This is a genomic window from Polaromonas sp. AET17H-212 (genome assembly GCF_002379085.1).
Taxonomy (GTDB): domain Bacteria; phylum Pseudomonadota; class Gammaproteobacteria; order Burkholderiales; family Burkholderiaceae_C; genus Polaromonas.
The window spans coordinates 1-24,390 of record NZ_NBZW01000014.1; the positions used below are offsets into that span (position 1 = coordinate 1).

Sequence of the window (24,390 nt, forward strand, 5' to 3'; positions counted from 1 at the left end):
GGTTAGGGGTGGGAGTGGGGAGTCGCTCCTACTGTCCAGAGCGAACCGCAGACGCAGCGTGATGCCGCTCCGTTAACTTACGCAACCTTGCCCAGCAGCAAAAACTCCATGAGTGCCTTCTGCACGTGCAAGCGGTTTTCCGCCTCGTCCCAGACCACCGACTGCGGCCCGTCGATCACATCGGCTTCGACTTCTTCACCACGGTGCGCCGGCAGGCAATGCATGAAGAGGGCGTCGGGTTTGGCGGCCTTCATCATGTCGCTGTCCACACACCAGTCGGCAAACGCCTTCTTGCGTTCTTCGTTCTCGGCTTCATAACCCATGCTGGTCCAGACGTCGGTGGTGACCAGGTCGGCGCCGGCGCAGGCCTGCATCGGGTCCTTGAAGACCTGGTAGCTATCGGCCGAGCGGATGCCGGCCACCGACTGGTCCACCTCGTAGCCGGTCGGTGTGCTCAGGTGCACCTTGAAGCCGAGGATCTCGCTGGCCTGCAGCCAGGTGTTGGCCATGTTGTTGCCGTCGCCGACCCAGGCCACCGTCTTGCCCTTGATCGAGCCGCGGTGCTCGATGTAGGTGAAGATGTCGGCCAGGATCTGGCAGGGGTGGAACTCGTTGGTCAGGCCATTGATCACCGGCACACGCGAGTGTTCGGCAAACAGCTCGATCTTGGTTTGTTCGTAGGTGCGGATCATCACCAGGTCCACCATGCGGCTGATGACCTTGGCGCTGTCCTCGATTGGCTCGGCGCGGCCCAGCTGGCTGTCGCCGGTGGTCAGGTGCACCACGGAGCCGCCGAGCTGGTACATGCCGGCTTCAAAACTGACGCGGGTGCGGGTCGAGGCCTTTTCGAAAATCATGGCCAGCGTGCGGTCCACCAGCGGCTGGTGTTTGTCGTAGGCCTTGAATTTTTTCTTGATGAGGGCGGCGCGCTCGAAGACGTAGGCGTACTCGGCGGCATTGAGGTCGCTGAACTGCAGGTAGTGGCGGATCGCCGTGTTGGCCGGGGTGCTCATGGTTTCTCCGCCAGCAACTGCTTGATCAGCGGGCACAAAATGGCCACGACTTCGTCAGCCTCGGCTTGCGTGATGATCAGCGGCGGCACCAGCCGGATCACGCTGTCGGCCGTCACGCTGATCAACAGGCCTTTGTCGGCAGCGCGTTTGACCAGGTCGCCGCAGGGTTTGGCCAGGTCGATGCCCAGCATCAGGCCCATGCCGCGGATTTCCTGGACTGCGCCCGAAGCCAACTCGGCAGCCAGTTCGCGGCCGAGGGCGGACTTCAGGTGTGCGCCCACCTTGGCGGCATTGGCCAGCAGGCCCTCTTCTTCCATGATCCGGATGGTCTCCACCCCGGCGCGCATGGCCAGCGGGTTGCCGCCGAAGGTGGTGCCGTGGTTGCCAGGGGCAAAGATGTGCGCCGCTTTTGGACCCGCCACGACCGCGCCGACCGGCACCCCCGAGCCCAGGCCCTTGGCCAGCGGCATCACGTCCGGCTTGATGCCGGCCCACTGGTGGGCGAACCACTTGCCGGTGCGGCCCATGCCGCACTGCACTTCGTCGATCATCAGCAGCCAGTCGCGCTTGTCACACAGGGCACGCACCTGCCGCAGGTAGTCGGCGTCCATCGGGTTGACGCCGCCTTCTCCCTGGATGGCCTCAAAAAAGACGGCCACCACATTCGGGTTGCCGGCGGTGGCGCTTTCCAGCGCGGCCACGTCGTTGAGCGGCACGCGGATGAACCCTTCGACCAGCGGGCCAAAACCAGCCTGCACCTTGGGGTTGCCGGTGGCGCTCAGCGTGGCAATGCTGCGGCCATGAAAGGCTTTTTCGTACACCACGATTTCCGGGCGTTCAATGCCCTTGTCGTGGCCGAACTTGCGCGCCAGCTTCAGCGCGGCCTCATTGGCTTCCAGGCCGGTGGAGCAGAAAAACACGTTTTCCAGGCCCGACAGCTCGACCAGTTTGGCCGCCAGCACTTCCTGGTTGGGCACGTGGTAGTAGTTGGAGCTGTGGATGATCTTGCCAATCTGGTCCTGCAGGGCCGGCACCAGCTTCGGGTGGTTGTGGCCCAGCGTGTTGACCGCAATGCCGCCCAGCGCGTCGAGGTAGACCTTGCCGTTGACGTCCCAGACGCGGCAGCCCTGGCCATGCGACAAGGCTATCGGCAGACGGCCGTAGGTGTTCATCACGTGGGGGGAAGCGGCTTCGATGTGCTGGGGAAGGGCTGCGGTCATTGGAAACTCCGGGGACAGGGCTGAAAAACAGGGAGGCCGCCATCGAGGCGGCGGCTCTGAAGTGATTTTAGGCGCAGACCCCGCGGCCTTTGGTGAGGATCCTGCATCACAGCCATGCGTGGCCGTGTGGGCGGAAAACCCAGGCTCCAGTCTTATATAAGATAGAATCGTTGTGCGCTGCAACATGGGGCTCGATCCTGGCCCCGGGCACGCCAAAACCCTCCACCCGATGGTCTCCAACACCGCCAAAGAAGTCTTCATTCAAGGCATCACCCGCGACGGCAAAACCTTCCGCCCCAGCGACTGGGCGGACCGGCTGTGCGGGGTGATGAGCCAGTTCCGCCCCGGTGGCCCGCAGCCCGGCAGCCATCTGACCTATTCCCCGTGGTGTGTGCCCACGGTGATCAACGGCGTCAAGTGTGTGGTGGTCAACAGCGAGTTGCGCGACGCCGAGCCCATGGCCTGGGACTTTGCGATCAATTTCGCCAAGGACAACGATTTGCAGATCGCCGAGGCCTGCCTGATTCCGGACAAGCCCTAACGCTGCTGCGCGGGCGCCATGCGGCGTTGCGCGGTGTTCGCCATCCTCATGTAGCTCACTTTCCGGTTGTTGCGCTTCGTGCGCCTTGCCTTGCATCCGCTCGCTACGCGTTCTGACTCATCCTTGGAGGGAGCGGAAAACAAAAAAGCCGTCGAAAGACGGCTTTTTTGCTTTGCTGGCAGCGCACCCTGCAGAACGGCGGACTGAAGATCAGTCCGGGCGGGTTGCCTGATTGCTCAGGCGGTGGGTATTACGCGGCGGGAGTGGCCAGGGCGAGTGCCTTGACCTTGGTGGACAGGCGGCTCTTGTCGCGCGCTGCCTTGTTCTTGTGGAAGATGCCCTTGTCGGCGATCGTGTCCACAATGCTCTGCGCCTTGGCGAAGAGTTCGGTGGCTTTGGTCTTGTCGCCGGCGGCGACAGCTTTTTCGACGTTTTTCACGGCGGTGCGGTATTTCGAGCGCAGCGAGGTGTTGGCGGCATTGAGTTTGCTGTCCTGGCGGACGCGTTTGCGGCCGGAGGCCAGGCGGGGGTTCTTTTTCTTGGGTTTGGCGGTAGCCATATAAGTGTTCCTTTAAATGAGGAAAGGTCTGCGGATGATGCTTAGCAAAGCCCACGATTATAGCAGCCATAGCTGATGCCCCCATGGTCGCTCACTGCGTGTAGCTTCCTGCCCCCGAGGGGGCCGTTGCGCCTGCGGCCCGGCAAAGCCGGTTCCGCGGCCCCTGCTGGGTTTAGGCCTCAATGCAACGTCCAGCTCCGCAAACGGGCGACTGTGCGGGCTAAACTCCCTCCGTGTCACTTTTCAAATCCGCGTCCACCGTTTCCCTGTTCACGCTGGTGTCCCGGATCACCGGTCTGGTGCGGGAGCTGCTGGTGGCCTCGACGTTTGGCGCCAGCGCCATGACGGACGCCTTCAACGTCGCTTTCCGCATTCCCAACCTGTTTCGCCGCCTGTTTGCCGAGGGTGCATTCAGCCAGGCGTTTGTGCCGGTGCTGGCCGCCAGCAAGGCCCAGAACGGCGAGGCGGCCACCCAGGTGCTGGTCAACCGGGTCGCCACCTTGCTGGCCTGGGCCCTGCTGCTGACCTGCGTGATCGGGGTGGCGGCGGCGCCGGTGCTGGTCTGGCTGATGGCCAGCGGGCTGAAGCAGGAGCCGCGCGGGTTCGAGGCCGCGGTTTTCATGACGCGCTGGATGTTTCCCTACATCGGCTTCATGTCGCTGGTGGCCCTGTCGGCCGGCATTCTGAACACCTGGAAGCGCTTTGCCGTGCCGGCCGCCACACCGGTGCTGCTGAACCTCGCCATGATTGGCGCGGCCTGGTTCGGTGCGCCCTGGCTCAAGACCCAGGGCGTGGAGCCGATTTACGCGATGGGCGCCGGCGTGATGCTGGGCGGGGCCCTGCAGCTGGCGGTGCAGGTGCCGGCCCTGCTCCGGATAGGCATGTTGCCGCGCATCGGCCTGGGCTGGACGGCCATCCGCAACGCTTGGGCCGACCCCGGCACCCAAAACATCGCGCGCCTGATGATGCCGGCGCTGCTGGGGGTCAGCGTGGCGCATGTCTCCACCATCATCAACACCCAGATCGCCTCGCACCTGACCCCCGGCAGCGTGAGCTGGCTGACCTACGCCGACCGCCTGATGGAGTTCCCCACCGCCATGCTGGGGGTGGCCATCGGGGTGGTGCTGATGCCGCAGCTGGCCGCCGCCAAGGCCGCAGGCGACGCTGACGCCTATTCCGCCATGCTGGACTGGGGCCTGCGCATCGTCGTGCTGATGGCGGTGCCGAGCGCCGTCGCCCTGCTGACCTTCGCCCAGCCGCTGGTGGCGACGCTGTACCACTACGGCGCCTTCACCGACCGCGATGTGCAGCAGACCACGACGGCGTTGATGGGCTATGGCGCCGGGCTGGTGGGCCTGGTGGCCATCAAGGTGCTGGCGCCCGGTTTTTACGCGAGCCAGGACATCAAGACCCCGGTGCGCATTGCCCTGGTGGTGCTGGTGATCACGCAATTGCTCAACCTGGCCTTTGTGCCGCTGCTGCAACACGCCGGGCTGGCGCTGGCCATCGGCATCGGCGCGCTGATCAATGCGCTGTGGCTGCTGATCGGCCTGCGCCAGCGCGGCAGCTACAAGCCGTCGCCCGGCTGGGGCCTGTTCCTGCTGCAGGTGCTGGCCGCCACGGCGCTGCTCGCGGTCTTTTTGATGTGGGCCGCCCAGGCCGTCAGCTGGACCGGGCTGCGGGCCGAATCCTTCAAGCGAATCGGGCTGCTGGCCCTTGTCCTGTCTGTGTCGGCTGCTATCTATTTCGGAGCGCTTTGGACCGCCGGCCTGAAAGTGCGAAAGTTGATGCGGCGCTGACGTTTTTCGGTCGTGGCACTCGCGTCGCCCGGCGCTTTGTGAGAAAGTAGCGTCATGCCGCTCAATCTGGATGTTCCGTCGCCCCTGCAGTACTTTGCCAGCCTCGTGCAAAGCGATGAGCATTTTCCGCTGCTGGAAGCGGCGGCCAGTGTGGCCCAGGACGAGTACCCGGATCTGGATGTGGAGCAGGTGCTCGGCGATGTGGACCAGCTGCTGGCCCGCCTCAAGCGCCGCTTGCCGTCCGACGCCTCGGCCCTGCAGCGGCTGCGGGCACTGAACCAGTTTTTCTTCCGCGATCTGAACTTCGGCGGCAACATCAATGACTACTACGACCCCGACAACAGCTACCTGAACGCGGTGCTGAAGACCCGGCGCGGCATCCCTATCTCGCTGGCGGTGCTCTGGCTGGAACTGGCCGGCGGTGTCGGGCTCAATGCCCGCGGCATTGCTTTTCCGGGCCACTTCATGGTCAAGGTCAACTTGCCCAAGGGCCAGGTGGTGATCGACCCCTTTACCGGCCAGTCACTGAGCCGCGAAGAGCTCGCCGAGCGGCTGGAGCCGTTTCGCCAGCGCAGCGGCCTGGTGGACGACTTCGAGGTGCCGATCGGCCTGTACCTGCAGTCGGTGCCGTCGCGCGACATCATCAGCCGCATGCTGCGCAACCTCAAGGAAATCCACAAGACCCAGCAGGACTGGCCGCGGCTGATCGCCGTGCAGGACCGGCTGATCGTGCTGCATCCCGCGTCCTGGCCCGACTACCGCGATCGCGGCCTGGCGCTGGCCGAGCAGGGCGAGGCCGGACGCGCCGTGCCGGATCTGGAGATCTATATCGCGCATGCCGAGGACGCGCTGGACCTCGACGCCATCGCCGACCGCCTGGCCCGCTTGCGACGCCAGAAAAGCTGAACCGGGCCACCCCGGGCAGGGAGCCAGCGGGTGAGTGGAGGCTATTTCAAGCAGGGGCCGCGGAACCGGCTTCGCCGGGCCGCAGGCGCAGCGCCCCCTCGGGGGGCAGAGAGCTACACGCAGTGAGCGAACGTGGGGGCCTGTCTAACCAGCGCTGCGTTTCAAAAACGGGGGAATCAGCGGGCTGTCGACGGCGCGTGCGGGGCGGACCAGGGTGGGCACGACCGGGGGCCGCACCGGGGCGGGCGCGGTCCGGCTGGCGCTGAGGGTGGACATGCGGCCACCCTGAACCAGGGACTCCTGGGCCGGCATCAGGCTGCCCGGCAAAGAGCCCAGCCGCCTGGACACCACCTCGCCGGGCGCGGTCTGGGGTGACACCGCGCCTTTGGGCGCCAGGCTGCGCGCCGGTGCGCGCACCACGCCTGCGCCGTCGTTGGCGGCCTGCGGCGGATAGAGCTGGGGCTTGAGCCACTGCAGGATGGGCGCCCACTGGGCCAGATCGGCAGCGGCCAGCTGGGGCTGCAGGTCAAAAATCGTCAGGCCACGCTCCAGGCTGCGTACGTAAAGCTGCGTTTCGCGCAGGGCGCCCAGAAAAGGCACGCCCAGCGATTCCGACCATTCTTCGAGGGTCTGGGCGGCATTGGTGCGCCCGTCGATACGCATGCCCACCACCGCCAGGCGGCAGCGGCCGCTGGCCACACGCGGCATGGTCATCAGTTCGGCGTGGCAGGCCTCGGCCGATTCGCGGTCGAATATCGAGTTGCACACCGGCATCACGATGGTGTCGGCAAACATCACGACGCGCGCGAGTTCAAAGCCGTGCATGCCGCCGGGGGTGTCAAGCACCACGTGGGTGATGCCGGTGGGCACACGCAACATGTTTTTCTGGTCCACCGCCCAGGGCGCGATGGCCGGCAGCGAGGCGTCGCGCCGTTTCAGCCAGGCACGCGCCGATTGCTGCCGGTCCACGTCGCCCAGCATGACCGAGCTGCCATTGCGCGCGCACCACGCCGCGATGTGGGCGGCCAGCGTGCTTTTGCCACTGCCCCCCTTGCGGTTGACGACTGCGATGACCGGCATGAATGCTCCAGAAACTGACAGAAGCAACAGTTTGATACAAGGTGGTCAAAAAGTCCAGTCTGCCCAATGAATGCGGGAGCAAGCAGCTAGTATTTTTGTAGCAAAAATGTCTTATTCAGGGGAGGCCACGGCGTCATCGCGGACCCGTGCCCCGCGCCAGTACCCCAGCAGCGCCAAGGCCGCCAGGCTGAAGACCGCGCCCGCAACAAAGGTCACCGGGGCGCCCAGCTGGTCCCACAACACCCCGGCCACCGTGCTGGCCAGCAGCATGGCCAGGCCGCTCATCAGGTTGAAAAACCCGAAGGCGGTCCCGCGCAGGTCGGCCGGTGCGGCGTCGGCCACCATGGTCGCCAGCAGGCCCTGCGTCATGGCCATGTGCAAGCCCCACAGGGCAATGCCGGCCCAGACAAAGGTCCAGTGGTTGCCCGAGGCCAGCACCACATCAGCGGCGATCAGCACCACCAGTCCGCCGGCCAACAGTTTGGTGTGGCTCATCTGGTCCGACAGTTTGCCGAAGGGGTAGGCGCCCATGGCGTAAACGATGTTCATGCCGATCAGCACCAGCGGCGTCCAGGCGACGGGCAGGCCGCCCTGCAGCGCGCGCAGCACCAGAAAGGCTTCGCTGAAACGCGCGAGGGTGAAGACGGCGCCAATCACGACCACCCGCCAGTACGGCGCCCCCAGGCGCCGCAACTCGTCCCGGCTGATCGGGTTGCGGCGTGGCGCCGCCGCGCTGTCCGGCGCAGGTGCGGGTTCCTGCACGCCGAACAGCAGCAAGGCCACCGCCATGAAACCCGGGACCATGGCGACCCAGAAGATCGCCCGGAAGTCGTTGGCCCAGAGCAGCATCAGGCCCATGGCGAGCAGCGGCCCGACAAAGGCGCCCACAGTGTCGAGCGACTGGCGCAGTCCGAAGGCCGCACCCCGCATGCCGGGCGGGGCCAGATCGGCCACCAGCGCATCACGCGGCGCGCCGCGTATGCCTTTTCCGGTACGGTCGATCAGGCGGGCGGTCAGCACCATGCCGGTGGTGGTGGCCAGCGCAAACAGGGGTTTGGAGGCGGCGCCCAGCCCGTAGCCCAGCACCGCCAGCGGTTTGCGCTTGCCCCAGTAGTCGCTGAGCACGCCCGAGAAGACCTTGACGATCAGGGCCGTGGCCTCGGCAACCCCTTCAATCAGGCCGACGGCCCACATGCTGGTGCCCAGAACCGTCACCATGAAAACGGGCAACAGGCTGTGGATCATCTCGGAGGAGATGTCCATCAGCAGGCTGACAAAGCCCAGTGCCCAGATGGCGGCCGGAAGCCGTTGGGGCGGGACAGCAGGGGTGCCGGGCATGGCGGCGAGATCCTTGGGCCTGTGGCGCCTGCCCTAGCTGACGGTGACCGCGGCGCCGTCGCCTTGGGGCGCAATCACGCCGATCTCATACACCTGCTCGCCGGCGTTGCGCAGGGTGTTGGCGGTGGCCTGGGCGTGGGCGGCATCCACCACCACGACCATGCCGATGCCGTTGTTGAAGGTGCGGTTCATCTCGAAATCGGAAATGGCGGCGGTTTTCTGCAGCCAGGCAAACAGCTCGGTTTGCGGCCAACTGCCCTTTTTCAGATGGGCGGCCGTGCCTTCGGGCAGCACGCGCGGAATGTTTTCCAGCAGGCCGCCGCCGGTGATGTGGGCCAGCGCCTTGATCGGGTGGGCGGCCAGGGCGGCCAGCACGTTTTTGACGTACAGGCGGGTGGGTTCCATCAGGGCCTGCCTGAACGGTTGGCCGTCCAGCGCCGCGGGCAGGTCGGCGCCCGCGCGTTCGATACATTTGCGCACCAGGCTGAAACCGTTGGAATGCACGCCGCTGCTGGCCAGGCCCAGCACCACGTCGCCGGGCTGGACATCCTTGCCGGTGAGGATTTTGGACTTTTCAACGGCGCCCACGGCAAAACCCGCCAGGTCGTACTCGCCCTCGGGGTACATGCCGGGCATTTCGGCGGTTTCGCCGCCTATCAATGCGCAGCCGCTGAGTTCGCAGCCTTTGGCAATGCCGCCGACCACGGCGGCGGCGGTGTCCACATCGAGCTTGCCGCAGGCAAAGTAGTCCAGGAAGAACAGCGGCTCGGCGCCCTGCACCAGCACGTCGTTGACGCTCATGGCCACCAGGTCGATGCCCACCGTGTCGTGCATGGCCCATTCGAACGCCAGGCGCAGCTTGGTGCCGACGCCATCGGTGCCGCTGACCAGCACCGGCTCCTTGTAGCGTTTGGGCACCTCGAACAGCGCGCCAAAGCCGCCAATCCCGGCCAGCACGCCTTCGCGCATGGTTTTTTTGGCCAGGGGCTTGATGCGTTCAACCAGGGCGTCGCCCGCGTCGATGTCAACGCCGGCGTCTTTGTAGCTCAGGGGGGAAGGGGAGGAGGTGGTCATGCTGCTTGGGTGGTGGGAAGAGGCCGGCGGGACGGACATGCAAGCCCGATAGAATCCAAGCCAAGATTCTAAGGGTTCACCCCCGTCCGCCTGCATGCAATTTACTTCCACCCAAAAACGTACCGCCGCCTGGTGCCTGATCGCGGCCCTGGTGATGCTGGCGTTGTGGCTGCTGGGGCCGGTGCTGACGCCTTTTGTGGTGGCCGCCGTGCTGGCCTATGTGCTGACGCCGGTGGTGAACTGGCTCGACGGCCTGGGCCGCGGCCGGATGCCGCGCGTGCTGGCCGTCCTGATCGTGGAGACCCTGTTCATCCTGATTCTGCTGTCCATCCTGCTGCTGGTGGTGCCGATTTTTGCCAAGGAACTGCCGCTGCTGCGCGAGCAGCTGCCCTTGCTGGCCGATCGCGTCAACGCCGCGCTGGGGCCGTGGCTGGCGCAGTTCGGCATCAAGGTGTCGCTGGATGTGGCCAGCATCAAGGCCTTTGTCGTGAAGTACCTCAACGCCAATTTTGAAGATGCCTTCGGCTCGGTCCTGTCCTCGCTCAAGCTGGGCGGCAGCGTGGCACTGGCCATCGTGGGCAATGGCGTGCTGATTCCGGTGGCCCTGTTTTTCCTGCTCAAGGACTGGGACCGTTTCGTCGGCCTCGTGGTCGAACTGGTGCCGCCCAAGCTGCGCGCTTCGTTTGACAGCTTCATGGCCGAGTCCGACCTGGTGCTGGGCCAGTACCTGCGCGGCCAGTTTCTGGTCATGGGGACGCTGGCGGTTTATTTCAGCGTGGCGCTGGCCCTGTTCGGGTTCGACCTGGCCGTGCCGGTGGGTGTGTTCACCGGCCTGGCGTTTTTCATCCCTTACCTGGGCTTCGGACTGGGGCTGGTGCTGGCCCTGCTGGCCGGTGTCCTCCAGTTCGGCGGTCTGTATGGCGTGCTGGTGGTTGCCGGCGTGTATGGCGCGGGGCAACTGGTCGAGAGTTTTTACCTGACCCCGCGGCTGGTCGGTGAGCGTATTGGCCTGCACCCGCTGGCCGTCATTTTTGCGCTGCTGGCTTTCGGGCAGCTGTTCGGCTTTCTCGGCGTGCTGATTGCCTTGCCGGCCAGCGCCGTGCTGCTGGTGGCGATTCGCCGCATGCGGGCCAGCTACATGCTGAGCAAGCTGTACCAAAGCTGAGGACGACAATGGCAGGCATGAAGCAGATTGCACTGGACATCGGGCTGGCCTCACCGCCGTCGTTCGCCAATTTTTTTGCCGGACCCAACGAGGCGGCGCTCCGGCACCTGGAGCTGTGGGCCGGCAACAGCCTGCGTTCGCCGGTGCCGACCTACCTGTGGGGCGAGCCCGGCAGCGGCAAGACCCATCTGCTCAAGGCCGTCAGCGAGACGCTGCGCGAGCAGGGCGCCTCGGTGGGCTGGCTCGATGCTTCCATGCTGGAGCCGCCCGAATTCAATGAAAAATGGGCGGCGGTGATCATGGACGACTGCCATCTGTACACCGCGGTGCAGCAGCAGGCGGCCTTCAACTGGTTCGTCAATGCGCTGAACGCACCCGACGGCCACCCGCGCTGGGTGCTGGCGGCCGGCAACGCGCCACCGGCCGACCTGGCCCTGCGCGAGGATTTGCGCACGCGCCTGGGCTGGGGCCATGTGTTTGCGCTGCAGGCCCTGACCGAGACGGAACGCCGTGCGGTGCTGCGCCAGGAGGCCGACGCGCGCGGCGTGTTCCTCAGCGACGAGGCCATGGATTTCATCCTGAGCCGCTTCTCGCGCGACCTCGGCAACCTGATGCAGCTGCTGGACCAGCTCGACGCCTACGCGCTGCAGACCCAGCGCGCGATCACGATTCCGCTGATCAAATCCATGCTGGAGACACTGTGACATCACGCCCGGGCGCCGCAAAACGGCGCGTAGCCCTGTTCGATCTCGACCACACCCTGATTCCCATCGATTCCGACTACGAATGGGGCGAGTTCACGATTGCACTGGGCTGGTGCGAGGGCCACGAGTTCAAGCGCCGCAACGCCGAGTTTTATGCCCACTACCAGGCCGGCACGCTCGACATCCATGACTACATGCGTTTTGCCACCCAGGCCATCCGGGAGCAGGGTGCTACAAAATCGATAGCAGCCCACGACCGTTTCATGAGCGAAATCGTGCAAAAAGGCATCCAAGCCGCGGCGCTGGACCTGGTCCGCAGCCACCAGGCGGCGGGTGACGACACCGTGATCGTCACGGCCACCAACGAATTCGTGACCCGGCCCATCGCCGACGCGTTCGGGGTGGCCGAGCTGATTGCGGTGGAACTCGAGCGTGACGCCGGCGGCCAGCTGACCGGTGAAATCCGCGGCATCCCGTCTTTCCGGGAAGGCAAGGTGGCGCGGGTCGAGCAGTGGCTGGCCGACCGCGGGCTGCACTGGGAGGTGGTGGAGAGCACTTTTTACAGCGACTCCATGAACGATCTGCCCTTGCTGGAAAAAGTCACGCACCCGGTGGCCACCAACCCCGAGGAACGCCTGCGGGCGATCGCCACCGAGCGCGGATGGCGCATACTTGAGCTGTTCTAACTGCTGGAGGCCAGGCCCCTTGCCCTGCAAGCGCGGCCAGCCCGGCACAATCTCCTGATTCCATGATCAAAAAATTTATCGACAAGCTGTTTGGCAAGTCTGCCAGTCCCGCCAGCGGTGCCACCCGGTCCAAAAAATCAGTTTTCGGGGAGCGCCGCGAAGTCGGCCCGCAGGACCATGCGATCGACCCCAAGCTGGTCGATGAACGCGCGATGGACGTGGTGCACACCCTCAAGCGGGCCGGCTACGAGGCCTTCATCGTCGGCGGTGCGGTGCGCGATCTGCTGGTCGGCCTGCGTCCCAAGGACTTCGATGTGGCTACCAACGCCACGCCCGAGCAGGTCAAGTCGCTGTTCCGCCGCGCCTTCATCATTGGCCGGCGCTTTCGCATCGTGCACGTGATTTACGGCCGCGGCCGCGAGCACGAGGTGATTGAGGTCTCGACCTTCCGCGCGCACCTGGACAGCAGCCTGGCCGAGCAGGTCGGCGGCAACGAGCGCACCAGCAAGAGCGAACTCGCAGGCATGAAACACGCCGTGGACGCCTCCGGCCGCGTGCTGCGCGACAACGTCTGGGGCCCGATGGAAGAAGATGCCGCACGGCGCGACTTCACCATCAACGCCATGTATTACGACCCGGAGACGCAGATCGTGGTCGACTACCACCACGGCATCCGCGACGCGAAGAAAAAAATCATCCGCATGATTGGCGATCCGGCCACGCGTTACCGCGAAGACCCGGTGCGCATCATCCGCGCCGTGCGTTTTGCCGCCAAGCTCAGCGATCTGGGTTTCAAGTTTGAAGACAAGACCGTGGCGCCCCTGCGCGAGATGAAAGGCCTGCTGGCCGACGTGCCGCAGTCGCGCCTGTTTGACGAAATGCTCAAGCTGCTGCAAACCGGCCACTCGCTGGCCAGCATCGAGCAGCTCAAGTTCCTCGGGCTGAATACCGGCATCTACCCCTTGCTGGATGTGGTGGTGGACACGTCGGAAGAACCGTTCCTGCAACTGGCGCTGCTCGACACCGACCGCCGTGTCGGCGAAGGCAAGCCGGTCGCGCCCAGCTTTCTGCTGTCCTGTGTGCTCTGGGCCGATGTGCGCGAAGGCTGGGCGCGGCGCCTCAAGCGCGGCGAGCACACCATGCCTGCGCTGCAGGATGCGATCGACGATGCCTTCAATGCCAAGATCGGCGACGTGTCCGGCCGCGGCAAGCTGGGCACCGACATGCGCGAGATCTGGACCATGCAGCCGCGTTTTGAGAAACGCACCGGCAGCTCGCCTTATTCGCTGCTGGAGCAGCCGCGCTTTCGCGCCGGTTTTGACTTCCTGCGCCTGCGCGCGCAGACCGGCGAGATCGAGCCTGAACTCGCCGAGTGGTGGGAAAAATTCAGCACCGCCTACGACGACGAACGCCACGAGATGATCGAGCAGGCCAGGCTCGAGCAGTCGAAAAAACCGCAGCCAGCGCGTACCCGCGTCAAACGCGCCGAAGGCGATGCGCCACGCAGTGACGATGCCGGTCATGGCCCGGCACCTGCGCCGGAAACCGGCGAGTTCGGTGAACCCGCCCCCGCCAAAAAGCGCCGCCGCCGCCGCAAGCCGGCCAACCGCGAAGGTGGCCCGGCTGCCGGTCCGGCGTCGGACGCCCCCACCGACTTTTAAGTCAGCCGGCATGGGGACGGCCCTGCGCCAGCGGTCCGATGTTGTCACGGCTTACGTCGCGCTGGGCGCCAACCTCGGCGACGCCGCCGCGGCGGTGCGGGCAGCCATGGACGCTTTGTCTGACCTGCCGCTGACCGAGGTCACCCGCCGCTCCAGCCTGTACCGGACCGCGCCGCTGGCCGACGCGGGCGACACGCCCGGCCCGGCCGCCGGTGGTGACTACATCAATGCCGTGGTGGAAGTACAGACGACCCTGAGCGCGCCCGAGCTGCTGCGCCGGCTGCAGGCCCTGGAGCAGGCCGCCGGCCGCGAGCGGCCCTACCGCAACGCGCCGCGCACGCTGGACCTTGATCTTCTTTTGTACGGCAGTGGCCGCATCGATTCAGCCCGCCTCACCGTGCCGCACCCGCGCATGGCGCAACGGGCTTTTGTGCTGGTGCCGCTGGCGGAAATTGCCCCGGCGCTGGTACCGCGGGCGCAACTCGAGGCGGTAGCGGATCAGGTGATCCGGCGGCTGGATGCCTGAGGCGGCCGGCTTCAGGGCGCCAGGCGCTCACGCAGCCAGCCGCCCCCGTCCTGCGGCGTGTAGCGCAGCCGGTCATGCAGCCGGCTCTTGCGGCCCTGCCAGAACTGCCAGTTGTCGGGCTTGAGCCGGTAGCCGCCCCAGTGCGGCGGCCGTGGCGGCTGCAGCAAAAATTTCGCGCCGTACTTCGCCGCATTGGCCACCAGCACGCTGCGGCCGGAGATCACCTGGCTTTGCGGGCTGGCCCAGGCGCCAATGCGCGAATCGAGTGGCCGGCTGTGGAAGTAGGCGTCGCTTTCCTCGGAAGACACTTTTTCAACCAGACCTTCGATGCGCACCACGCGCTCGAGCTCGACCCAGTGAAACTGCAGCGCGGCAAAGGGGTTGGCGGCCAGCTCCTGGCCCTTGCGGCTGTCGTAGTTGGTGTACCAGACGATGCCGCGCTCGTCATACCCTTTGATCAGCACGACGCGGGTCGACGGACGCCCGTTGGCGGCCACCGTGGCCACCGTCATCGCATTGGGCTCGGGCACCTCGGCCGCGATGGCTTCCTTGAGCCACTGGTCGAATTGTTGCAGCGGATCGGCATGCGACGCCTCTTCGTTGAGTTCGGCGCGTTCGTAACTTTTGCGCAAGTCGGCAATGGAGGTGGGTGGGCTCATGCCTGCGATTGTGCACGGTCCACCGGGCGCGGGAAGGGGTGCGCTTGAAAGCGAATTAATATTCGTTTATATTCCTGCTTCCGATGAAACCCAAAGACGACGAAAAGCAGCGTGCGATCGCCGAGGCCACCTTTACCCTGGTGGCCCAGACCGGCCTGAGCGGCCTGACCATGGCCGACATCGCCCGCACGGCCGGCATCGCCACCAGCACGCTGTACGTGTATTACCCGTCCAAGGACGAACTCATCAGCCAGCTCTACCAGGAGGCCAAAACCGCCACCATGCAGCGCCTGATGGACGGTGTGGTGCCGGGCGCCTCGCTGCGCAGCCGGGTGCGCCGCATCTGGGGCAACCTGCTGCGGCACCGGCTCGAGCGTTATGCCGAAGTGGTGTTCCAGGAGCAGTACTACAACTCGCCCTGGTTCTCGCAGGGCAACCGCGAACTGTCGACCCGCCTCGCCGCCGGTTTCCTGGCGCTGATGGAAGAGGGCCAGCAGCAGGAGATTTTCAAGCCGGTGCCGCTGCCGCTGCTGACGGCCAGTGTGGTCGGCTCGGTGCGCGAAACCGCCAACCTGATCCGCACCGGCGTGTTGCCCGACGACGAGGCGGTGCAGCAGGCAGCCTTCAGCCTGTGCTGGGACGCCATCAAGGCCTGAGCGCCACGCGTCATGCTAATGCCCACCTAATTTAAGCGAATAAGAATTCGTCAGCTTTTTCCTCACAAAAAAACAGTCCCCCCAAGGAGTTCCACGATGCCTACTTTGAACATCAACGGCAAGGACGTGCCGGTCAATGCCGACGCTGCCACCCCCATCCTCTGGGCCCTGCGTGACACGCTGGGCATGACTGGCACCAAGTTCGGCTGCGGCGCCGCCCTGTGCGGCGCTTGCACCGTGCATCTCAACGGCGCGGCCATCCGCTCCTGCGTGACGCCGGTGTCGGCGGCGGTGGGCCAGAAAATCACCACCATCGAGGCGGTGGCCAGCGACCGCGTCGGCCAGGCCGTGCAGGCCGCCTGGGTCAAACACGACGTGGCCCAGTGCGGCTACTGCCAGAGCGGGCAGGTGATGAGTGCCACCGCGCTGCTCAAGACCCAACCCAAACCGACCGACGCCGACATCGACGCGGCCATGGCCGGCAACATCTGCCGCTGCGGCACTTACGTGCGTATCCGCGCTGCCATCAAAGACGCCGCCGTGGCCCTGGCTTGAAGGAGATCACCATGTACAACACCACTTCTTCCGATATCTTCCATCGGTTGCCAAAAGGCCTGCAGGCCCTTGCGCAGCAAGCGCATGGTGCTCCTGAAAACGGAGCGATGGCAGGGCTGCATCGCCGCAGCTTCCTCAAGGTCGCCACGGCCAGCGGGTTTGCGCTGGGCGCGTTTCCGCTGCTGGCGCAGGCCCAGGGTGCCGCGCCTGCCGCAGCCGCTTCCGCGCTGAAACCGACGCAACAGCCTTCGGCCTTTGTGCGCATCGACAAGGACGGCACGGTCACCGTCACCATCAACCGGCTCGATTTCGGGCAGGGCGTGCAGACCGGCCTGCCGATGATCCTGGCCGAGGAACTCGACGCCGACTGGCGCCTCGTGAAAAGCCAGCACGGCAATGCCGACCCGGCCTATGTGGACCCGGCCTTCGGCATGCACCTGACCGGTGGCTCGGGTTCGATCAAGAATTCCTACACGCAGTACCGCGAGCTCGGCGCCCGCACGCGCGCCATGCTGGTGTCGGCGGCCGCGGCGCAGTGGGGCGTGGACGCCGCCGGCCTGCGCACCAGCGAGGGCGTGGTGATCGGCCCCGGCGGCAAACGCCTGGGGTATGGCGAGCTGGCCGAAGCGGCGATGAAGCAGCCGGTGCCCGAGCAGGTCACGCTGAAGGACCCGAAACAGTTTCGCATCATCGGCCAGCCCACGGGCCGGCTCGATGCACGTGCCAAATCCACCGGCACCCAGAGTTACGGCATCGACGTGCAATTGCCCGGCATGCTCACCGCCGTGGTCGCGCACCCGCCGGTGTTCGCCGGCAAGGTGCGCTCGCTCGACGACGCCGCTGCGCGCGCCATCCCCGGCGTCAAGGGCGTGTTTCGTGTGCCGCTGGACCGCGGCGGCGAGGGTGTGGCGGTGGTCGCCGAGGGTTACTGGGCGGCGAAACAGGGCCGTGACGCGCTCAAGGTCGAGTGGGATAGCAGCGCGGTCGAGAAGGTGGACAGCGCCAAACAGCTGGCCAGCTACCGCGCGCTGGCACAAACCACGGGTGCCATCAAGTACGCCGCCGATGTCGGCAAACTCGCCGCCGCGCCGAAAAAAATCAGCGCCGAGTTTGTCTTTCCCTACCTGGCCCACGCGCCCATGGAGCCGCTCAATTGCACCGTGCAGTTCAGCGGGCAGGGCGCCGACACGCGCGCTGAGCTCTGGCTGGGCACGCAGATGCCCGGGCTGGACACCCTGGCGGCCGCCAAGGTGCTGGGTGTGGCGCCGCAGAACCTGAAGATGAATGTGCAGATGGCGGGTGGCGGTTTCGGTCGCCGCGCCATTCCGAGCAGCGACTACGTGGTGGAAGCCTGCACGGTGGCCAAAGCGGCACGCGCCGCCGGCCTGAATGCCGCGGTGCGCACCTTGTGGAGCCGCGAGGACGACATCAAGGGCGGCTACTACCGGCCCATGCACATCCACCGTGCCGAGATCGGCTACGACGCGCAGGGCAACATCCTGGCCTGGGACCATGTGATCGTCGGCCAGTCCATCGTGGCGGGCTCGCCCTTTGAAGCCTTCATGGTCAAGGACGGCGTGGACGGCACCATGGTGGAGGGCATGAAGGCGCCCTATGACATCCCGATGCGGCTGTCGGTGCACCACCCCAAGGTCAATGTGCCGGTGCTCTGGTGGCGCAGTGTCGGTTCCACCCACACGGCCTATGTGATGGAAACACTGATCGACGAGATCGCCCGCAGCAGCGGCCAGGACCCGGTGGCGTACCGCATGAAACAGTTCGGCAGTCAGCACCCGCGTCACCGCGCGGCGCTGCAGCTCGCGGTGGACAAGTCCGGTTATGGCAAACGCACGCTGGCGGCCGGGCGCGCCTGGGGCGTGGCGGTGCACGAGTCTTTCAACACCGTGGTGGCCTACGTGGTCGAGGCGTCGGTCAAGGACAAGACGCCGGTGCTGCATGCGGTGACGGCAGGCGTGCACTGCAACCTGGCGATCAACCCGACCAGCATCGAGGCGCAGATCCAGGGCGGGGCGCTGATGGGCCTGTCCATGTGCCTGCCGGGCGCCGCCATCACGCTGAAAGACGGCGTGGTCGAGCAAAGCAACTTCGGCGACTTCGCGGTGCCGCGCATCACTGACATGCCGACCGTGGCGGTGTTTGTGGTGCCGAGTGCCGATGCGCCCACCGGTCTCGGCGAGCCCGGCCTGCCGCCGCTGGCGCCGGCCTTTGCCAACGCTGTGGCGCGCCTGAGCGGCCAGGCGCCGCGCGAGCTGCCTTTCAAGCTGGCCTGATGGACGCCATCCGGCCTGAGGTCGATTTGCCCACGGTGCTGGTGCTGGCCTCGGGCCGCGGTGAACGTTTCACCGCGTCCGGCGGCCACACCCACAAGCTGCAGGCCCTGCTGGCCGGCAAGCCGGTGCTGCAGCACACGCTGGACGCGGTGATCGCCAGCGGCCTGCCCTGGCACCTCGAAGACGCGGGCCATCCCGGCATGGGTGACTCGATTGCGGCGGCGGTGCGTGCCACGCCGGATGCGGCTGGCTGGCTGGTGCTGCCGGGCGACCTGCCGCTGGTGCGCAGCGACACGCTGCGCGCCGTGGCCCGGGCGCTGGCGCAGCACGCGGTGGTGATTCCGCTGTACCAGGGCCTGCGCGGCCACCCGGTCGGCTTTGCCGCGGTGTGCCGGGACGGTTTGCTGGATTTAAAGGGAAATCAGGGCGCAGCGCCCGTGGTGCGTGCGCAGGAAGCTATGAATTCAGTAGCGTTTTTGGCGCTGGACGATATCGGCATCGTGACCGACATCGACACCGTGGACGATCTGGCGCGCGCCGGGGAGCTGCTGGCTGCGCGCCAAGCCTAGTTTCAACTCCGGATAATGATCGCGCAGGCCAGTCGCGGGCCGGCGTTGCCGGTTGGCTGGGTTTTGTAGTCATCGGGGTCGCGGTGAACAATCAGGCCTTTGCCGACGATGTCGGTCACGCCGCTGCCGACGGCCAGGGAGCCTGACTCAAAGTTGAAGCGCGCGATGCCGCCGGCGTCGGCTTTCAGGCTGGGCAGGTCGCCGGTGTGGTGCATGCCCACGCCGTGGGCGCCGTGTGGCGCGCCGGTGGGGTTGAAGTGCCCGCCCGCGCTCATGCCGTCGCCGCTGGAGCAGTCGCCTTTTTCATGCACATGGAAACCGTGTTCCGCATTCGGCTTGAGACCGCGGATTTCGCCGCTCACAAGAACCTTGTTGCCCTTCTGGACAAAACTGACGCTGCCGCTGGTGGCATTGCCGGTGGTGGGTTGCAACTGCGCGGTGGCGCGTGGACCGCTGGGGGTGCTGGCGCAGGCGCTAAGCAGGGTGGCTGTGGCAACAAGAACAAAGGCTGTTTTCATGGTGTCTCCAGGTTACGGACAAGTTCCAGGTCGTTGCGGAAAGACTTCTACGACGCATGACTTTAGGCCTGCGGCCCGTCGCTGGCAATCCCTGCTTGCGAGAGTCTGAGCAGGCGCGCCAGCCGGGGATCCGAAATGCCATGGCTGTGCAGGCTTTCCAGCGTCTGGCGCGCATAGTCGTGCGTGGTGCCGTAACAGCCGCAGGCGCTTGAGAAAATCTGCCGGTAACGCGTCTCGCTGAGTTCGCCGGTGAAGCTGGGGCTGCGCCGCGACAGGGTGAAGGCCAGCGCCTGTACCGGGCCCTTGTCGGTGTTGCAGCGCAGCGAGCGCGGGTCATACACCGCTGTGACCATTTCGCGCAGCCAGAGCCTGGCCACCACGTCCGGCACCTCATGCCGGGGCACACGGTAGACCACGCCGTGGCAGCTGCCGCCCGAGAGCAGCGCAAACACCAGCCCCGGGCACTCGGGTGTGCCGCGGTTGATGCGGCTCCACATCTTCAGCGCCCGGTGCCAGCCGTGCACCCGCGCGCGCCGCAGTTCGGCAAAGTCGAAATCGGGCCGCCAGATCAACGAGGCGTAGCCGAAAATCCAGAGGTCCTCGCGGCCGCCCCACTGGTGCAGAAAACGCTCCAGCATGGGCGCCGGATCACGCAGGGCTGACAGGTCGTTGGGCGGGGGATTTTCCACAGCCAGACTTTACAATGACCCGCTCTCACCGGCAAAGCGGCCGGTTATTTTTTTGCGGCTGGCACAGGCGCCGCAGCCTGTGCAGTTTTACGGAGTGTTATCCATGTCTTCCTCATCGGATGATGACCAGCTGGGCCTGGTTCTGGGCCTTGTTTTTGCCCTGGTTGCCCTCGTGATCGCGCTGGTGTTAGGCGCTGCGCTGCACCGCCGGGACACGCCTGCCTTGCCAGCGCTGACCACCCCGCCAAGCGCCGCCCGGCTGCCGGTGATGGCCGCGCCGATGCCGGCCGCGCCGGCCCCTGCCGTGCCGCCCGTGCCGTCGCCGCAGGCCGTGTCGGATGCCGCCAGCATCACGGTGGAATACGGTGTGGTGAAGTTTTATTTTGCGTCCGGCAAGGCCGATCTGGCGCCCGGCGCCGGCGCGGCCCTGGTCGATGTGGTCCGGGCCGCCAGGACCGGCAAGAAAGTGGTCATTGCGGGTTTTCACGACCCCAAGGGCAATGCCGCGGTCAATGCCGAACTGGCCCGCCAGCGCGCGCTGGCGGTTCGCGATGCGCTGAAAGCAGCGGGTGTGGCCGACAGCCAGATCACGCTGCAAAAACCCGAACAGATGGCTGGCTCGGGCAGCGACGCCGAGGCGCGCCGGGTCGAAATCAGGCTGCAATAAGGCTGCGCTAAAGCTGCGATAAAGCGGCGCATCCCGGGGCCTGCATGGGCGGCGCTGCCCGCGCTTCTTGTCCCTGCGTGGTACCCGGTCTGTAACCCGCGCCTTTCCAAAGCCGGGGCAAACAAGTACGATGAGCAACGTAAGTAATAAAGTTACCGACTCATCTTCAGCCACCTGTTTGGCCCGCACCCCATGACCCTTCATTCCACCGTCGCCGACGTCACCGCGCGCATCCGCGAGCGCAGCCGTGTGACGCGCAGTGCCTACCTCCAGCGCCTGGACGGCGCGGCCACACGGGCCATCAGCGTTGACCGCATGGGCTGCGGCAACATCGCGCACGCGGTGGCCGGCATGCCGCTGGACGACCGCTTCAAGGTGGTCACGCAGCGCGCGCCCAACATCGGCATCGTGACCGCCTACAACGACATGTTGTCGGCGCACACCCCGCTGCAGCCCTATCCGGACCTGATCAAGTGGGAGGCGCGCCTGCACGGTGCCACCGCCCAGGTGGCCGGCGGTGTGCCGGCCATGTGTGACGGTGTCACGCAGGGCACGCCGGGCATGGAACTCAGCCTGTTCAGCCGCGACGTGATTGCCATGGCCACGGCGGTGTCCCTGAGCCATGACATGTTCGATGCGGCGCTGATGCTGGGTGTGTGCGACAAGATCGTGCCCGGCCTGCTGATAGGCGCGCTGCATTTCGGCCACCTGCCCACGGTGTTTGTGCCGGCCGGCCCGATGCCGTCCGGCCTGCCCAACAAGGAAAAAGCCCGCGTGCGTGAGCAGGCCGCGCAGGGTCTGGTCGGCCGCGCGGAATTACTCGAGGCCGAACTCAAGAGTTACCACAGCCCCGGCACCTGCACCTTTTACGGCACGGCCAACAGCAACCAGATGCTGCTCGAAGCCATGGGCCTGCACGTGCCCGGCACCGCGTTTGTGAACCCCGGCGGCGACCTGCGCGACGAACTCACGCGCGAGGCGGCACGCACGGTGCTGGGCATCGTCAAGTCGTCGAAACGTTTTTCGCCGATCGGGAAAATCGTCGATGAACAGGCCATCGTCAATGCCATGGTTGCGCTGCTGGCCACCGGCGGCTCCACCAACCACCTGATCCACTGGGTGGCGGTAGCGCGTTCGGCCGGCATCCTGATCGACTGGGACGATTTCTCTGCCTTGTCCGCGGTGGTGCCGCTGCTGACCCATGTCTATCCCAACGGCAGTGCCGACGTGAACCAGTTCCAGGCGGCCGGCGGCACGGGTTTCGTGATCCGTGAACTGCTCGACGGCGGCTTCATGCACGAGGACGTGCTGACGGTACGTGCCGGCGGCATCCGCGAATACACGCGCGAGCCGGCCATGGTGGGCGGCAAGCTGGCCTGGCACGAGATGGGCGCGACAAAAGACGAGGCCATCGTGCGGCCGGCCAGCGCGCCTTTCAGCGCCACCGGCGGCCTCAAGCTGCTGCGGGGCAACCTGGGGCGCAGCGTGATCAAGGTTTCGGCGGTGCCCGACGACCGCCATGTGATCGAGGCGCCGGCACGCGTGTTTGATTCGCAGGAAGACCTGCATGTGGCCTTCCGTGCCGGTGAACTGGAGCGCGACGTGGTCTGTGTGGTGCGCTGGCAGGGCCCGCAAGCCAACGGCATGCCCGAGCTGCACAAACTCACGCCGCCGCTGGCGGTGTTGCAGGGCAAGGGGTTCAAGGTGGCGCTGGTGACCGACGGCCGCATGAGTGGCGCCTCGGGCGCGGTGCCGGCGGCCATCCATGTGTCGCCGGAAGCGGCGGCCGGCGGCCCGCTGGCGAAAGTGCGCGACGGCGACATCGTGCGGGTCGATGCACTCGCCGGCACGCTGGAGGTCAGGGTTGCGGCCGACGAGTGGGCGGCCCGGCCGACCGCGGTCATGCCGCAGGCGCTGCGTGATGCCAATGGTCAGGGTCTGGGGCGCGAACTGTTTGCCGGCATGCGCCGGCACGCGCTGACAGCCGAAGAAGGAGCGTTATCGTGGATGTGAGTATCGATATCCAGGGTCAGCTGACGGCCCTGCAGGTGATGCAGGATGCGGCGGTGATTCCGGTGATTGTGTTGACCGATGTGGCGCATGCCGTTCCGCTGGCGCGTGCGCTGGTGGCCGGCGGGATACGCATGCTGGAAGTGACCCTGCGCACGCCGCAGGCGCTGGCCTGCATCGAGGCGATTGCGCGTGACGTGCCCGAAGCCGTGGTCGGCGCGGGGACCGCGCGCAGCGCCGCCGACGTGCAGGCCTGCGCGATGGCCGGCGCGCGGTTCATCGTGAGCCCGGGCTACACGCATGCGGTGGGTGCGGCCTGCCGCGATGCCCACCTGCCGCTGCTGCCCGGCGTGGCCACGGCCAGTGAAATCATGGCGGCGCAGGAAGACGGCTTCACCGAACTCAAATTTTTCCCGGCGCTGCAAGCGGGCGGCCTGGCCATGCTCAAGGCCTGGAACGGGCCCTTCGGCGACGTGAAGTTCTGCCCCACCGGCGGCATCACGGCAGCCAACGCAGCCGATTTTCTGGCACTGCCCAACGTGGTGTGTGTCGGTGGCTCCTGGCTGGTGCCGGCTGATGCGCTGGCGCGCGGCGACTGGAGCCGGGTGACCGAGCTGGCCCGGCAGGCGGTTGGGTTGCCGAGGTCACTGGTTTTATAGGTCAAATAGGCCTGTAGCCCTTATTTGGCGGTCGCAAGCAGCTACTGAATTAATAGCGAATGCCTTGCGCGTCTTTGTCATCCCGGACTTGATTCGGGATCCATGTTGGATAACTCGTATCCCTTGGAGCGCCAACAAGCCGGGTCTCGCCCCGGCGGGCGACTCACTTTCTCTTGCGTTGCCAGGAGAAAGTAAGCAAAGAGAAGGCGACCCGATGGTCGGGGTCATTCCGCTTAGCTCCAGGTAGCCTGTTGTGCTCGCCAAAAAAAGGGGGCTGGCTAAACTCGCCTGCGGCTCAAACAACGCCAGCCCTGATCCGCTTTTGCCTTCCTCGGCCCAGCCCGACGGGTGGAGGAGAAGGCCAATAACGTATACCAATCACTCCGCATACATGCCGGCACACATTCGCTTCCATGATGCTGCAGAACGGCTTGTCCTTTCCTTAAGTCAGTCATCTCCTTGGACACAAATCAGTCGCAATGACTGCTAAGTATGCGCACTTCGTTAAACAGGACGCAGCTAACAAGTCCGTCCAGGTGCTGAATGCATTGCAAGCGGCTCAGGAAGCAGCGCAGACTGCGGCTGCTGCTCCAGTCCCAAAGGTGTTGCACCTCGTCAAATAGAGTACTGTATGTTTATATGGTATGCCAACATCACCGGAATCCACTCACCGCCTCAAGGGGCTGACATGCAGTCCATTCAACGGGTATCTGCTTTACGTATCTGGCGAACTCACTTCGATTGCATCTGACACGTTGTCTGCTGCATCAGCTGAAGAAAACTTCAAGCCTGTTCGGACTGTTGATGTCCATGTGCCTCACCTGCATGTACCAATGCGCATCACT

The 24,390-nt window shown here is 65.7% G+C and carries 24 protein-coding genes; 15 read left to right on the forward strand and 9 right to left on the reverse strand.

The genetic code is table 11. The annotated features are described in order from the left end of the window. Positions 1-77: 77 nt before the first annotated feature. Positions 78-1,013, reverse strand: coding sequence for an ornithine carbamoyltransferase (gene argF, locus B7G53_RS12200; RefSeq protein WP_096667992.1), 936 nt, complete (start codon positions 1,011-1,013; stop codon positions 78-80). Then, positions 1,010-2,233, reverse strand: coding sequence for an aspartate aminotransferase family protein (locus tag B7G53_RS12205; protein WP_096667994.1), 1,224 nt, complete (start codon positions 2,231-2,233; stop codon positions 1,010-1,012). The genes argF and B7G53_RS12205 overlap by 4 nt, the downstream gene beginning before the upstream one ends. Before the next feature lie 229 nt (positions 2,234-2,462). On the opposite strand from B7G53_RS12205, the gene B7G53_RS12210 reads away from it, so the two are divergent. Continuing rightward, a complete protein-coding gene (locus B7G53_RS12210; RefSeq protein ID WP_096667996.1) occupies positions 2,463-2,774 on the forward strand; it encodes a DUF3579 domain-containing protein in 312 nt (103 codons plus the stop codon). 250 nt (positions 2,775-3,024) lie between these two features. Here the strand turns inward: B7G53_RS12210 and rpsT are convergent, their stop codons facing one another. Beyond that, entirely contained in the window at positions 3,025-3,333 is a 309-nt protein-coding gene (rpsT, locus tag B7G53_RS12215) for a 30S ribosomal protein S20 (RefSeq protein ID WP_096667998.1), read from the reverse strand. A 233-nt stretch (positions 3,334-3,566) separates the two neighbouring features. On the opposite strand from rpsT, the gene murJ reads away from it, so the two are divergent. Together murJ and B7G53_RS12225 are read left to right on the forward strand one after the other, a co-directional pair. After that, entirely contained in the window at positions 3,567-5,132 is a 1,566-nt protein-coding gene (gene murJ / locus B7G53_RS12220) for a murein biosynthesis integral membrane protein MurJ (protein WP_096668000.1), read from the forward strand. A gap of 54 nt (positions 5,133-5,186) precedes the next feature. Next, complete coding sequence (locus B7G53_RS12225) at positions 5,187-6,038, forward strand: SirB1 family protein (protein WP_096668002.1); 852 nt, start codon at positions 5,187-5,189, stop codon at positions 6,036-6,038. A 144-nt stretch (positions 6,039-6,182) separates the two neighbouring features. On the opposite strand, the gene B7G53_RS12230 is transcribed toward B7G53_RS12225, so the two are convergent. From B7G53_RS12230 to purM, 3 genes are all read right to left on the reverse strand, one after another. Continuing rightward, complete coding sequence (locus tag B7G53_RS12230) at positions 6,183-7,118, reverse strand: ParA family protein (protein ID WP_096668004.1); 936 nt, start codon at positions 7,116-7,118, stop codon at positions 6,183-6,185. Positions 7,119-7,229: 111 nt separating this feature from the next. Continuing rightward, positions 7,230-8,456 carry an MFS transporter gene (locus B7G53_RS12235; protein WP_096668006.1) on the reverse strand — a complete coding sequence of 409 codons (1,227 nt, stop codon included), beginning with the start codon at positions 8,454-8,456 and terminating at the stop codon, positions 7,230-7,232. Between the two features lie 33 nt (positions 8,457-8,489). Further along, a complete protein-coding gene (purM, locus tag B7G53_RS12240; protein ID WP_096668008.1) occupies positions 8,490-9,530 on the reverse strand; it encodes a phosphoribosylformylglycinamidine cyclo-ligase in 1,041 nt (346 codons plus the stop codon). Between the two features lie 94 nt (positions 9,531-9,624). Between purM and B7G53_RS12245 the strand changes: the two genes are divergently transcribed. The 5 genes from B7G53_RS12245 to folK all read left to right on the forward strand — a co-directional run bounded on the left by B7G53_RS12245 (position 9,625) and on the right by folK (position 14,272). Then, complete coding sequence (locus B7G53_RS12245) at positions 9,625-10,695, forward strand: AI-2E family transporter (RefSeq protein ID WP_096668010.1); 1,071 nt, start codon at positions 9,625-9,627, stop codon at positions 10,693-10,695. A 17-nt stretch (positions 10,696-10,712) separates the two neighbouring features. Beyond that, positions 10,713-11,399, forward strand: coding sequence for a DnaA regulatory inactivator Hda (gene hda / locus B7G53_RS12250; RefSeq protein WP_096668012.1), 687 nt, complete (start codon positions 10,713-10,715; stop codon positions 11,397-11,399). Then, positions 11,396-12,085, forward strand: a complete 690-nt coding sequence (locus B7G53_RS12255) for an HAD family hydrolase (RefSeq protein ID WP_096668014.1) — start codon at positions 11,396-11,398, stop codon at positions 12,083-12,085. Before hda ends, B7G53_RS12255 begins: the two co-directional genes overlap by 4 nt. A 62-nt stretch (positions 12,086-12,147) precedes the next feature. Next, positions 12,148-13,746: a polynucleotide adenylyltransferase PcnB gene (gene pcnB, locus B7G53_RS12260; RefSeq protein ID WP_096668016.1), complete on the forward strand. Its 1,599-nt coding sequence runs from the start codon at positions 12,148-12,150 to the stop codon at positions 13,744-13,746. A 10-nt stretch (positions 13,747-13,756) separates the two neighbouring features. Further along, positions 13,757-14,272 (forward strand): 2-amino-4-hydroxy-6-hydroxymethyldihydropteridine diphosphokinase, encoded by a 516-nt coding sequence (gene folK, locus B7G53_RS12265; RefSeq protein WP_096668018.1) that lies wholly within the window; start codon positions 13,757-13,759, stop codon positions 14,270-14,272. Between the two features lie 11 nt (positions 14,273-14,283). Here the strand turns inward: folK and pdxH are convergent, their stop codons facing one another. Further along, positions 14,284-14,931 (reverse strand): pyridoxamine 5'-phosphate oxidase, encoded by a 648-nt coding sequence (gene pdxH, locus B7G53_RS12270; protein ID WP_096668020.1) that lies wholly within the window; start codon positions 14,929-14,931, stop codon positions 14,284-14,286. Between the two features lie 83 nt (positions 14,932-15,014). On the opposite strand from pdxH, the gene B7G53_RS12275 reads away from it, so the two are divergent. The 4 genes from B7G53_RS12275 to B7G53_RS12290 all read left to right on the forward strand — a co-directional run bounded on the left by B7G53_RS12275 (position 15,015) and on the right by B7G53_RS12290 (position 19,002). After that, positions 15,015-15,587, forward strand: coding sequence for a TetR/AcrR family transcriptional regulator (locus B7G53_RS12275; RefSeq protein WP_096668022.1), 573 nt, complete (start codon positions 15,015-15,017; stop codon positions 15,585-15,587). Between the two features lie 96 nt (positions 15,588-15,683). Further along, a complete protein-coding gene (locus B7G53_RS12280; RefSeq protein WP_096668024.1) occupies positions 15,684-16,142 on the forward strand; it encodes a (2Fe-2S)-binding protein in 459 nt (152 codons plus the stop codon). Positions 16,143-16,153: 11 nt separating this feature from the next. Continuing rightward, entirely contained in the window at positions 16,154-18,433 is a 2,280-nt protein-coding gene (locus B7G53_RS12285) for a xanthine dehydrogenase family protein molybdopterin-binding subunit (protein ID WP_096668199.1), read from the forward strand. Next, on the forward strand, positions 18,433-19,002 hold the full coding sequence (locus tag B7G53_RS12290; RefSeq protein ID WP_096668026.1) for a nucleotidyltransferase family protein: 570 nt from the start codon (positions 18,433-18,435) through the stop codon (positions 19,000-19,002). The genes B7G53_RS12285 and B7G53_RS12290 overlap by 1 nt, the downstream gene beginning before the upstream one ends. A gap of 2 nt (positions 19,003-19,004) precedes the next feature. On the opposite strand, the gene B7G53_RS12295 is transcribed toward B7G53_RS12290, so the two are convergent. Further along, positions 19,005-19,520 (reverse strand): superoxide dismutase family protein, encoded by a 516-nt coding sequence (locus B7G53_RS12295; RefSeq protein WP_096668028.1) that lies wholly within the window; start codon positions 19,518-19,520, stop codon positions 19,005-19,007. A gap of 62 nt (positions 19,521-19,582) precedes the next feature. Continuing rightward, positions 19,583-20,209 carry a gamma-glutamylcyclotransferase gene (locus tag B7G53_RS12300; protein ID WP_369680282.1) on the reverse strand — a complete coding sequence of 209 codons (627 nt, stop codon included), beginning with the start codon at positions 20,207-20,209 and terminating at the stop codon, positions 19,583-19,585. A gap of 103 nt (positions 20,210-20,312) precedes the next feature. Here B7G53_RS12300 and B7G53_RS12305 point away from each other — a divergent pair, with 103 nt between their 5' ends. From B7G53_RS12305 to eda, 3 genes are all read left to right on the forward strand, one after another. Further along, on the forward strand, positions 20,313-20,876 hold the full coding sequence (locus B7G53_RS12305) for an OmpA family protein (protein ID WP_096668203.1): 564 nt from the start codon (positions 20,313-20,315) through the stop codon (positions 20,874-20,876). Between the two features lie 192 nt (positions 20,877-21,068). Next, positions 21,069-22,889 carry a phosphogluconate dehydratase gene (edd, locus tag B7G53_RS12310; protein WP_096668030.1) on the forward strand — a complete coding sequence of 607 codons (1,821 nt, stop codon included), beginning with the start codon at positions 21,069-21,071 and terminating at the stop codon, positions 22,887-22,889. A gap of 8 nt (positions 22,890-22,897) precedes the next feature. Beyond that, positions 22,898-23,545, forward strand: coding sequence for a bifunctional 4-hydroxy-2-oxoglutarate aldolase/2-dehydro-3-deoxy-phosphogluconate aldolase (gene eda, locus B7G53_RS12315; RefSeq protein ID WP_441338982.1), 648 nt, complete (start codon positions 22,898-22,900; stop codon positions 23,543-23,545). The last annotated feature ends 845 nt before the right edge of the window (positions 23,546-24,390 follow it).

What these genes read in the sequence shown, in the direction of transcription:
- pdxH (WP_096668020.1), bottom strand. Translation starts at nt 14,931, where the DNA reads ATGAGCCCACCCACCTCCATTGCCGACTTGCGCAAAAGTTACGAACGC.
- B7G53_RS12210 (WP_096667996.1), top strand. Translation starts at nt 2,463, where the DNA reads ATGGTCTCCAACACCGCCAAAGAAGTCTTCATTCAAGGCATCACCCGC.
- argF (WP_096667992.1), bottom strand. Translation starts at nt 1,013, where the DNA reads ATGAGCACCCCGGCCAACACGGCGATCCGCCACTACCTGCAGTTCAGC.
- B7G53_RS12280 (WP_096668024.1), top strand. Translation starts at nt 15,684, where the DNA reads ATGCCTACTTTGAACATCAACGGCAAGGACGTGCCGGTCAATGCCGAC.
- B7G53_RS12230 (WP_096668004.1), bottom strand. Translation starts at nt 7,118, where the DNA reads ATGCCGGTCATCGCAGTCGTCAACCGCAAGGGGGGCAGTGGCAAAAGC.
- B7G53_RS12275 (WP_096668022.1), top strand. Translation starts at nt 15,015, where the DNA reads ATGAAACCCAAAGACGACGAAAAGCAGCGTGCGATCGCCGAGGCCACC.
- B7G53_RS12305 (WP_096668203.1), top strand. Translation starts at nt 20,313, where the DNA reads ATGTCTTCCTCATCGGATGATGACCAGCTGGGCCTGGTTCTGGGCCTT.
- edd (WP_096668030.1), top strand. Translation starts at nt 21,069, where the DNA reads ATGACCCTTCATTCCACCGTCGCCGACGTCACCGCGCGCATCCGCGAG.
- rpsT (WP_096667998.1), bottom strand. Translation starts at nt 3,333, where the DNA reads ATGGCTACCGCCAAACCCAAGAAAAAGAACCCCCGCCTGGCCTCCGGC.
- B7G53_RS12295 (WP_096668028.1), bottom strand. Translation starts at nt 19,520, where the DNA reads ATGAAAACAGCCTTTGTTCTTGTTGCCACAGCCACCCTGCTTAGCGCC.
- B7G53_RS12285 (WP_096668199.1), top strand. Translation starts at nt 16,154, where the DNA reads ATGTACAACACCACTTCTTCCGATATCTTCCATCGGTTGCCAAAAGGC.
- purM (WP_096668008.1), bottom strand. Translation starts at nt 9,530, where the DNA reads ATGACCACCTCCTCCCCTTCCCCCCTGAGCTACAAAGACGCCGGCGTT.
- B7G53_RS12225 (WP_096668002.1), top strand. Translation starts at nt 5,187, where the DNA reads ATGCCGCTCAATCTGGATGTTCCGTCGCCCCTGCAGTACTTTGCCAGC.
- B7G53_RS12205 (WP_096667994.1), bottom strand. Translation starts at nt 2,233, where the DNA reads ATGACCGCAGCCCTTCCCCAGCACATCGAAGCCGCTTCCCCCCACGTG.
- B7G53_RS12245 (WP_096668010.1), top strand. Translation starts at nt 9,625, where the DNA reads ATGCAATTTACTTCCACCCAAAAACGTACCGCCGCCTGGTGCCTGATC.
- B7G53_RS12235 (WP_096668006.1), bottom strand. Translation starts at nt 8,456, where the DNA reads ATGCCCGGCACCCCTGCTGTCCCGCCCCAACGGCTTCCGGCCGCCATC.
- B7G53_RS12290 (WP_096668026.1), top strand. Translation starts at nt 18,433, where the DNA reads ATGGACGCCATCCGGCCTGAGGTCGATTTGCCCACGGTGCTGGTGCTG.
- pcnB (WP_096668016.1), top strand. Translation starts at nt 12,148, where the DNA reads ATGATCAAAAAATTTATCGACAAGCTGTTTGGCAAGTCTGCCAGTCCC.
- hda (WP_096668012.1), top strand. Translation starts at nt 10,713, where the DNA reads ATGAAGCAGATTGCACTGGACATCGGGCTGGCCTCACCGCCGTCGTTC.
- folK (WP_096668018.1), top strand. Translation starts at nt 13,757, where the DNA reads ATGGGGACGGCCCTGCGCCAGCGGTCCGATGTTGTCACGGCTTACGTC.